Source organism: Roseovarius carneus, from assembly GCF_020141465.1.
GTDB lineage: Bacteria > Pseudomonadota > Alphaproteobacteria > Rhodobacterales > Rhodobacteraceae > Roseovarius > Roseovarius carneus.
The window spans coordinates 759,445-770,000 of the sequence record NZ_JAHSPD010000001.1; the positions used below are offsets into that span (position 1 = coordinate 759,445).

Here is a 10,556-nt window from a genome sequence, read left to right on the forward strand (position 1 = left end):
TTTGGTCGGCGTCTGATCCAAGTTCAACGCATCGAAGCGCAAACAGGGATCGAACAATGCAACTACAGCCAACCACACACGACCAAGGCAAACCCCCTTCAACCTTCTGGGACGGGTTTATCACCGAAACCGAGGCAGCGGATTACCTCTGCCAAAGCATACGCACCTTGCAGAAATGGCGCGTCACAGGCTTCGGCCCGCATTTCTACAAGCCGGGCCGCTCCGTGCGCTATCGCCGCCGCGATCTTCGCGAATGGGCAGAAGGCCGCAGGCGGCAACACACTTCGCAACATTGAGTTTTGCCCCTGAGGGGTTGGTAGCACCTCAGGGGATTTTGGGGCCGGATGGCTCAAAAAGGGGCGCGGGGTAAACGCATCTCGCGCCCTTCCTATGTCTGCCGCAATGCCAAGCATCCAAGGAGGAACACATGGCCAATCAACCCGCTTACAAGGTCCGGCTGGGCCTTATCACGGCGACTGTGTGGGACAATGACGGTTTCTATTCCGTCGATATGTCCCGAGCGTATCGCAACAGCGAAGGAGAGTGGCAGAACACCGCCACCTATTCGCATTCCGACCTTCTCAACATCGCCAAATGCGCCGAGCGCGCCGAAATCTGGATCAGCAGGAAAATCAATCATGCACAGCAATAACATCAATGCCGGGGCCACGCCCCGGCCCCAAAACAGTAGCTACCCCGCCGGAGGCACCTATGATGCACGCGCCCAACGTCGAGGGCAAAGGGGGGTCCTAGTAGCACCCCCCTCTGGAAATACAGACCACCCTGACAGCTATCAGGTTTTGCATCGTGGGTTTGACACTCTGACCGTCGCGATCAAGGCCAACATCCCGCCTGAGGTGTTTGAGTATCTGGAGGCACAGAAGGAAATAGCCGAGGCAGAGGGGCAGGATATTCTGATCGGCTTGAATGATGTCCCTCTGCACCTCAAGGGCCATGGCGGGGCCGGGTATCGCTTCATTGCCAATGGCGGCCCCATGGGCGCGCAATGGGCGTTCAAGAAGCCCAACGCAAATGACCCGTGGGGCATCCGTGTCACGCTTGGATCAACCTTCATGGCAACGCAGGGCCTTGGCGCGGCTAAGGCGCATCTGGAGGGTGTGCTAGAGCGGTTGGGCATCCGAACCCGGCCAGAGGACTACAGCATCTCCCGCGTGGACTACTGCGTGGATATCTTGGCTGCGGCGGACTTTGCCCTCAATCCGGAACAGTTCGTGATGCATTCCAGCACAAACCGACGCGATCACATCGCCAACGCGGATATGAAGGTGTCGGGTAAATCGGGGCGCGTGACGTCTGTGACCATCGGCAGCCCGCGCGCCCGGCAGGTGATCGTCTATGATAAACGCGCCGAGGTGATCCAGACACACAAGCCTCATTGGTGGTTTATCTGGAACCAGACGCGCAAAGCTCAAGGGCAGCCCCTGATTGGGCCGGAAACGCCTGATCTGCGCATCTGGCGGGTCGAGCTGCGCGCGGGTAAGGACCTGCTGAAGGACCGCTGGGATATCCGCACATGGGAGGACCTGTTCACCCGATTTGGCGATATGTCCTTTGAGACGGGCAAAGTGGTGCGCTACACCGACCCGGCTCCCAGCGACAGCAACCGTGCGCGCTGGCCCAATCACCTCATTTGGGAGACTGCGATGGGGGAGATCAACACTGATCTGATCGAGATGTTCGAAGGGTCAGACCCGAACCCGCTCAAAGAGGTGCAGCGCGCGCACCACATCAGCACGCTTCTGAAGAACATTAAGGGCAGCACGATCACGCTGGCAGCGCTTGAGGGGGTTGAGATTGATGATCTGCCCCGGTTCTTTGGGGACACCGCCAGTGCGCTTCAAAGCGAGGTGCAGGCTAATCCAGAACACACAGCCAAGCAACTACGCGCGGCGCGGGATCGGTATGTGTTTATCGCTCCGGCGAATAAGAACGCTGGGCCGGAGCAGGAAGGGGGCTGAGCGTGCTTCGGCTCGGGCGGTAGCTCTCACCGCCCGTCACCATCGAAGTCAAGCCGCCCAAAGGCCACGCACTTGCCAGAAGGCAACTGCGCGGCCCTTTTTATCGGCAGTCCACCGACCTCCACTATGGGCGGATTCCGGACCTTCGCTGCATTCGCAACATTCGGTAGCAGCCCATGGAAAAGTGGACCTTTCAGCTTTGCTATCCTACGCTGAGGCAATATCAATTACAGAGCGGAGCATGCTTTGTTGGGCAACCTGGGAGAGAGATGGGCGGATTGACTAGTGCAGTTCATTGAAGGTGGTCCGGACATACCAGATGAACTGCTTCTGGCCCTGGATGAAGGCCGAGTCGTATTCTTCTGTGGTGCGGGTGTTTCACGGGCGAAAGCGAATCTGCCGGATTTCGGGGGCTTATCGAAAGACGTTCTGAACGCACTGCGCGTCGAAGACGACTCTCTTGCCGCGAAGGTTCTCGCCGAAATCAATAGAGTGGAAAAGCAGACCGGCGTTCCGGGTTTGATTTCAGCCGACCGCGTTTTCGGTCTACTTGAGCGCGACTTCCTTGAAAGAGACATTGAGTCCGCCGTTGCGCAAGCTCTTGACCCCCAAAAGGTGAGGGATTTCGACCCTGAGAAGGGTGTGGACCTGTCGGCACATGAAATTCTGCTGGACCTTGCCACGACCAAGGATGGTGTAACGAAGCTAGTCACGACAAACTTTGACCGATTGTTTGATGATTGCGGGCGAGGATTGAAGGTGTGGCAGCCGCCAAGGCTACCCGACCCGGCAAGACCGGGGGACTTTCATGGGATCGTCTATCTGCATGGCCGTGCGAAGGGTGACTACGATGGGGCTGAGGACGATGGGTTCGTTTTGTCGAGCGCTGAATTCGGGCGTGCATACCTTGCAGAAGGTTGGGCAACCCGCTTTTTCAAAGATGTGATCGATCACTATTCCGTGGTGTTCGTTGGCTACAACGCGGACGACCCTCCAGTACAATATCTGCTGGAGGCCCTGAACAAATCAAACGGACGGTTGGATGAGGTCTACGCCTTTCAGTCGGGTGATGCGGACGATGCGACGTCCCGCTGGGAACACAAGGGTGTGACCGCAATCCCGTTCTCCAAGGACGACTACGCAAACTTGTGGGATACCCTTGAGGAATGGGCTCGGCGCGCCAAAGACCCGGAAGGTTGGCAGGTAAAGACCATAGCGATGGCCCAGCACGGCCCCGAAGGCCTTTCGCCTTTCGAACGCGAACAAGTCGCGCACTTGGTTTCGACTAAAGAGGGCGCACGCAAATTTCTTGAAAGTGATCCGCTTGCGCCAGCCACGTGGCTTTGTGTCTTTGATAGCTCAATTCGCTATTCAAGGCCGGACGTAGTTCGATCCGGCGAGGACGAAGGAAAAGTAGTTGACCCATTTTCCTTCTATGGATTGGCGAGTGACCCCACTCCCACTCCGATAAATCCGGAGGACTTCAATCCGAAACGCGAGACTCCAACGACGGCGTGGGGTGCTTTCGCGCTTAACCGTCGGGACCGCAAGGAACTGCGGGACGAACACATTACAACTATGCGCGGCGGCCAGTCCCTCTACTCTGGGCCACTGCCAGATAGGCTCGGCATCCTCGGGCTTTGGGTTGGAAAGGTCGCCAATCAAAATGCTGCCGTATGGTGGGGCGCACGGCAAAGCGGCTTGCATGGCGGCATTCAGCAACAGATTCGATGGAACTTGGAAAGGACCAACGCTGATTGCGCCCCGCACATTCTCCACGCTTGGCACTATCTTTTCGACCACTGGCGAGCCGGAACAGATGCAGACCGCCTTGATTGGTACCGCTTTGCGGATGAAATCAAAGTTGTGGGCTGGAACAGTACAACGGTTCGAAAGTACGAGAAGCTTTCGCGGCCACGTATGACGGCTGGACACAACTATTTCCGCTCTACCGTCGCACCACAGACCAATGATGAAACGAGCCTTGGCGATTTGATCCTTCTGGATTTGGCTTACACAGAAGACAGCCCCGAAATCGCCATACCAGATGAATGGTTGCCCGGTGTTGTTTCGGCCTTGAAGCGCAATCTGGATATTGGAATTCAGTTAGAGACTGAGCGTCGGCACTACAGGTGGCTGGACATTCCGCCAATCATGCCTTCGGACGACCCCGACATAAGCGACTATGCACGCAATGAAGGGTTTACTGGTGCTGTGTTGTCCTATGCCACCCTGTTCGAACGGCTTGTGGAACTGGACGTTGAGAAAGCACGAAGGGAAGCCTCGACATGGCCCACAGACGACGACAACGTGTTTGCCCGGTTGCGGATATGGGCAAGCCGGTTCGAAGCGCTGGTTCCCAACGAGGACTTCAACGACTTCTTTGAGTTGGTTAGCCGTGATGCGTTTTGGAACATCCGGCACCAGCGTGACCTGTTGCTTACTTTGCTGGAGCGCTGGGCAACACTGCCAATACCCGCAACAAGACGGATCGAAGAGCGTATCCTAGAAGGCCGGGAACGTTGGGAAAACGAGGCGGAGCACGAATTCGTTCAGCGGTGCGCTTGGGACATCGCCGAACGCCTTCATTGGCTTCGTTCGAAGGGATGCAACCTGAACGTCAATTACGACGAAGAAATTAGACGGCTTCAAAACGCAGCCCCCGATTGGTCGCCGGAACATGCCGAAAATGCCGATCGTTCGTGGGAAAGCCGTGGCGGAACGGTACGTACCGAAACAGAACATAGCGGTCTTCTGTCAGAGCCGCTATCTAACGTGCTAGCAAAAGCAAAGGAAATTGGCGGACGAACCGGGCTGGCACTCGTTGACTACGATCCATTCGCGGGTTTGTGCGCGAGCCATCCAATCATGGCGTTGTCTGCCTTGCGACTGGAAGCCAAGCGCAGCGAGTACCCGGAATGGGCTTGGCGGCGCTTTCTGCATTCGGAGAACCGAAAAGACGACAATAGCCGCTTAAAGAAATTTATAGCCGAACTTGTCATTTCTGCGGACGATGAAGCCTTGCTGGGCATCCTATTCCCTGTGTCCGAGTGGTTTCTCTCAACCACCGCAAAGCTGCCTGACGAATGCGTTCCCACCTTTGAGCGGTTGGCTACGCGCCTAATCTGCCTCCTGACCGACAATCCAGACGCGGGTGGCTCTGGTGTTGTTCGCGGCAATCGCGACCCCGATTGGGCGACAGAATCTCTAAACTCGCCTGCGGGGAAAATCGCCCAAGCATTATATCACGATCCGCGCCGCAAAGACCTTGAAGAAAACCAAGGGCTACCCGCTGAATGGCGCACTATGGTTGAGGCTGCGTTGACGTTACCCGGAGACAATGGCCACTTCGCTCTAGTCTTTTGTAGCTACCTCTTGAACTGGTTCCACTATGTCGACTCCGAATGGACGAAAGAAAAGCTGCTTTCTGTCCTGCGAACAAACAACGCTGAAACCTTGGAAGCTTGGTGGACCGGCTATCTTTGGGGTGCGCGAGACCTTCCTAGCTTTGACCTGTTTCAAGTCTTGAAGCCTCACTTGTTGGCGAAAGCTGCTGGTCAGACGTACGAGGAGCGGAGCAACCGTGACAAGCTAGCCGGACTGGTGCTGGCAAGCTGGGGTCGCCCTGATCCAAAGACGGGCGCGGAACGCATTTCCGACGACGAGTTCCGCCAGGTCTTGTTCGATGCAGGGGATCGTTTTCGGTCTCGCGTGTTGTGGCAACTTGAGCGGTGGAGCAAAGAGGACGGCGATAGTGGAGAGTTTTGGAAGCCACTCCGAGAACGTTTCCTACGCCAAGTTTGGCCCATTCAAAAAGCGGCCCGGACACCCCACAATTCGGCTCGCTTGATCGAACTTGCATTCTCTGATGAAGATAGCTTCATCGCTATTTCAGACGCGATATTGCCTTTGATAAGCAAGATCGAACGCGATCACATAATGCTGCCTTCTATCCGGCGCGGCGAGGGGAACATTGTTGATAAGCACCCGGAGCGCGTACTTGAAATCCTGCACTTGGCCCTGCCGGAAGATGCGAATAGTTGGCCCTACGAGATAGACGCAACCATAGAGCGCATTGCCGTTGCCGTTCCACCCCTTCGAGTGGACCCTAGATGGGTGGAACTGAATCGGCGCTGGAACTCAAGATGACTAATCGACGCCAAACGCCAACAGGGTCCCACGCTCCTGACTTCCGATCACACAATTATCTCGGGGCGCAGCGAATTTCCGGTTCGACGGGCCGCACCGCAGCATCGTGACAGCATGTCGAACGGCAGCTCTGGGCCGTCTGTGAAAGGGGCTTGTGGGCTGGGGGACGCTACACGCCGCATGAAGGAATTGGTTTCAGGGCAACGCGTCACTTGCAGCCTCACGGGCGGACACAGCTAGGACCGATGGATTGGAAGCTGTCGCTTGCTGAATGGCCGAGACATTGCCGGTGTCTTGATCCGGGAACGGATTTCCCGCCGGTGGCGCTAGCGTTGCTGTGTTGTCACACAAGGTTTCTCGCATCGGCTGCTTCCACAGTGCTTCCACGCGCTGCAGCAACGCCAAAAGCCACCCCTAAAGACAGGCCGTAACGCACTGATATTGTTTGGTAAATTTGGTTGCGGGAGTAGGATTTGAACCTACGACCTTCAGGTTATGAGCCTGACGAGCTACCGGGCTGCTCCATCCCGCGACACTTGGTGGTATTTAGAACACCGTAGAGAGATACAATCGATCAAGGAATTTACTAGGTTTGGCGGTGACCTACTCTCCCACGCCTTAAGACGCAGTACCATCGGCGCGACAGCGCTTAACGGCCGGGTTCGGGATGGGACCGGGTGTTTCGCTTGTGCTATGACCACCAAACCGAGAAAATTCCTTAATCGTCCAAGTCAACTACGCATGTTGGTGTGTATGCTTTTGATCGTCCTGTAAAAGTCTGGCTTTTACTGGATCAAATCAAGCCTATCGAGCAATTAGTACCAGTCAACTGAACGCATTGCTGCGCTTACATCTCTGGCCTATCGACGTGGTGGTCTACCACGGCTCTCAGGGATACCTTGTTTTGAGGGGGGCTTCCCGCTTAGATGCCTTCAGCGGTTATCCTGTCCGTTCATAGCTACCCAGCACTGCCGTTGGCACGACAACTGGTCCACCAGTGGAACGTTCACCCCGGTCCTCTCGTACTAGGGGCAACTCCTCTCAAGTATCCTACACCCACGGCAGATAGGGACCGAACTGTCTCACGACGTTCTAAACCCAGCTCACGTACCTCTTTAAACGGCGAACAGCCGTACCCTTGGGACCTGCTCCAGCCCCAGGATGAGATGAGCCGACATCGAGGTGCCAAACACTGCCGTCGATATGGACTCTTGGGCAGTATCAGCCTGTTATCCCCGGCGTACCTTTTATCCGTTGAGCGATGGCCCTTCCACTCGGGACCACCGGATCACTATGGCCGTCTTTCGACTCTGCTCGACTTGTCAGTCTCGCAGTCAGGCTGGCTTCTGCCATTGCACTCAACGAGCGATTTCCGACCGCTCTGAGCCAACCTTCGCGCGCCTCCGTTACGCTTTAGGAGGCGACCGCCCCAGTCAAACTACCCGCCACGCAGGGTCCCGGATCCGGATAACGGACCGCGGTTAGACTTCAAACAGAACAAGAGTGGTATCTCAAGGGCGACTCCACAGAGACTAGCGTCCCTGCTTCAAAGTCTACCACCTATCCTGCACATGTTGTGTCTGAAGCCAGTGCGAAGCTGTAGTAAAGGTGCACGGGGTCTTTCCGTCTAACCGCGGGAAACCTGCATCTTGACAGGTAATTCAATTTCGCTGAGTCGATGTTGGAGACAGCGGGGAAGTCGTTACGCCATTCGTGCAGGTCGGAACTTACCCGACAAGGAATTTCGCTACCTTAGGACCGTTATAGTTACGGCCGCCGTTTACCTGGGCTTCAATTCAGAGCTCTCACCCCTCCTTTTAACCTTCAGGCACCGGGCAGGCGTCAGACCCTATACGTCGTCTTGCGACTTCGCAGAGCCCTGTGTTTTTAGTAAACAGTCGCCACCCCCTGGTTTGTGCCCCCAGCCAATACTTGCGTAGAAACTGGGCCTCCTTCTCGCGAACTTACGGAGGTATTTTGCCGAGTTCCTTCAACATCGTTCTCTCAAGCGCCTTGGTATTCTCTACCAGTCCACCTGTGTTGGTTTAGGGTACGATCTCATGATGGAGCTATTTCCAGGAACCGATTAACGGCCCACCCAATCCAATAAGGGTGAACAATCTTCACGATCCGTCACTTCCATCTGGCCCAGGAATATTAACCTGGTTCCCATCGACTACGCCTTTCGGCCTCGCCTTAGGGGTCGGCTTACCCTGCTCAGATTAGCTTTAAGCAGGAACCCTTGGACTTTCGGCGACAGTGTCTCTCACACTGTTTGTCGCTACTCATGTCATCATTCTCACTAGTGATCTCTCCACGGGATCGCTCACGCGCCCGCTTCATCGAAAGCTCCTTGTCTCCGTAATGACCGAGGTCACTAAAGAGACATGGAACTATGTCACACTACGCTCTGCTACCACGTGCATTACTGCACATCCTAAGCTTCGGCTCATGGCTTGAGCCCCGTTACATCTTCGCCGCAGGACAACTTATTTAGACCAGTGAGCTGTTACGCTATCTTTAAAGGATGGCTGCTTCTAAGCCAACCTCCTGGTTGTTTTGGTCGTCCCACCTGCTTTCCCACTTAGCCATGAATTAGGGGCCTTAGCTGTAGGTCAGGGTTGTTTCCCTCTCGACTACGGACGTTAGCATCCGCAGTCTGTCTGCCATCTAGTACTTCTCGGTATTCGGAGTTTGGTTAGGATCAGTAAGCCTGTGGGGCCCCATTACCCATCCAGTGCTCTACCCCCGAGGGTATTCGGATGACGCACTACCTAAATAGTTTTCGCAGAGAACCAGCTATCTCCGAGTTTGATTGGCCTTTCACCCCTAGGCACAACTCATCCCGACCTTTTTCAACAGGTGTGGGTTCGGTCCTCCAGTTAGTGTTACCTAACCTTCAACCTGGTCATGCCTAGATCACTCGGTTTCGGGTCTAATGCATCTAACTCATTCGCCCTATTAAGACTCGCTTTCGCTACGCCTACACCTAACGGCTTAAGCTTGCTAGATACACTAAGTCGATGACCCATTATACAAAAGGTACGCCGTCACAAGACTGGACACTGATAACAATCATTTTGTTGGGATAGACACTCTGAACTGAACGGTCTCAAGACCGGGGTTCAGGCTGTAGATCCCTGCATTCGAGCGGTGATCAAAGCTGATGGCCATACGCGTGCCAACTTTGTTTTGATATCCGAACTCGATCCCAGATCTAAATTCGATCGGTCCACCTAAATCCACTCCACTGCCCTTTTCATAAAGGCCAATCATTGAGTGTAGTTGAGTATAAAACCGATCATTGCGTGTGGAGTATGTCAGGGCTTGGCCAAGGCCAGCCCAAAGCTCTCCATCGCTGGTTGCAGATGCGCCATAGATCCATTGAAACGGACCAGAAGCGACACTGGTGTCACGGCGAAAGTAGATTTCCTCGCCAACCTCATTCTCTTGGAACGTCGTAGCTCCAACAGAGATGCTGTTATAGGCTTGGACATCATTTTTCGCCAGGCACCCTTCATTACCACAGTGATTCACACCTGCATCAATGATGCCGGCAAGAATGAACAGAACCCCAAAGGTTCCGTCCGTAATGAATGCTAGATCTGACATGTTTCATCCCCCATGTGTTTTCACATGTGTGATGAAGCAGATTGTCATTAGAGTCCAGTCAAGCTCCGACTGATTGTAGGCGTTCGGTTTCAGGTACTGTTTCACTCCCCTCGTCGGGGTGCTTTTCACCTTTCCCTCACGGTACTGGTTCACTATCGGTCAGTAAGGAGTACTTAGCCTTCGAAGGTGGTCCTCCGATCTTCAGACAGAATTTCACGTGTTCCGCCCTACTTAATACGTCCTATCATGCTTCATATACGGGGCTATCACCCACTATGGCCGTGCTTCCCAACACGTTCTATTCACACTCAAGGCTCGGCTGGTCCCCGTTCGCTCGCCGCTACTAGGGGAGTATCAATTGATTTCCTTTCCTCCGGGTACTTAGATGTTTCAGTTCCCCGGGTTTGCTCTTATAAACCTATATATTCAGTCTATAAGTACCTGTTTTACCGCATTATTAGCCATCCCGAAGGATAGTAATAACACAGTATCAGGTGGGTTGCCCCATTCAGAAATCCATGGATCAAAGCTTATTCTCAGCTCCCCATGGCTTATCGCAGAGTATCACGTCTTTCATCGCCTCTTACTGCCAAGGCATTCACCAAACGCCCTTTTCGCGCTTGATTTGATCCAGAAAAAGCAAGACTAGCTTGCGCGGTGACGGAAGCTGGTAAGAAACCACCACCTTTATTCTAGAACAAAAGCATACTTTCCCGCCTAGCCACCAGTGGTGACTAGACAATGCTTAATCCCGTGCAGGATTAAGCTTGGTTAGTGTACTTGACTTGGACAACTCTGTTCGTTTCAGTTTGAGAT

4 protein-coding genes, 1 tRNA gene and 2 rRNA genes are annotated in these 10,556 nt (G+C 54.5%); 4 read left to right on the forward strand and 3 right to left on the reverse strand.

The genetic code is table 11. The annotated features are described in order from the left end of the window. Positions 1 to 56: 56 nt before the first annotated feature. The 4 genes from KUD11_RS03775 to KUD11_RS03790 all read left to right on the forward strand — a co-directional run bounded on the left by KUD11_RS03775 (position 57) and on the right by KUD11_RS03790 (position 6,128). Positions 57 to 296: a helix-turn-helix domain-containing protein gene (locus KUD11_RS03775; protein WP_109386467.1), complete on the forward strand. Its 240-nt coding sequence runs from the start codon at positions 57 to 59 to the stop codon at positions 294 to 296. Between the two features lie 131 nt (positions 297 to 427). Next, entirely contained in the window at positions 428 to 652 is a 225-nt protein-coding gene (locus KUD11_RS03780; protein ID WP_109386465.1) for a hypothetical protein, read from the forward strand. Between the two features lie 148 nt (positions 653 to 800). Then, positions 801 to 1,979, forward strand: coding sequence for a hypothetical protein (locus KUD11_RS03785; RefSeq protein WP_109386463.1), 1,179 nt, complete (start codon positions 801 to 803; stop codon positions 1,977 to 1,979). A gap of 285 nt (positions 1,980 to 2,264) precedes the next feature. Further along, positions 2,265 to 6,128: an SIR2 family protein gene (locus KUD11_RS03790; RefSeq protein ID WP_109386461.1), complete on the forward strand. Its 3,864-nt coding sequence runs from the start codon at positions 2,265 to 2,267 to the stop codon at positions 6,126 to 6,128. A 455-nt stretch (positions 6,129 to 6,583) separates the two neighbouring features. Here the strand turns inward: KUD11_RS03790 and KUD11_RS03795 are convergent. The 3 genes from KUD11_RS03795 to KUD11_RS03805 form a co-directional block, all read right to left on the reverse strand. Further along, positions 6,584 to 6,660: transfer RNA gene (locus KUD11_RS03795), tRNA-Met, on the reverse strand. A 58-nt stretch (positions 6,661 to 6,718) separates the two neighbouring features. Beyond that, a 5S ribosomal RNA gene (gene rrf / locus KUD11_RS03800) occupies positions 6,719 to 6,833 on the reverse strand. A gap of 89 nt (positions 6,834 to 6,922) precedes the next feature. After that, positions 6,923 to 10,366: ribosomal RNA gene (locus tag KUD11_RS03805) — 23S ribosomal RNA — on the reverse strand. Positions 10,367 to 10,556 lie beyond the last annotated feature (190 nt).

Coding starts and splice junctions, on each gene's coding strand:
- KUD11_RS03775 (WP_109386467.1), top strand. CDS start 57: ATGCAACTACAGCCAACCACACACGACCAAGGCAAACCCCCTTCAACC.
- KUD11_RS03780 (WP_109386465.1), top strand. CDS start 428: ATGGCCAATCAACCCGCTTACAAGGTCCGGCTGGGCCTTATCACGGCG.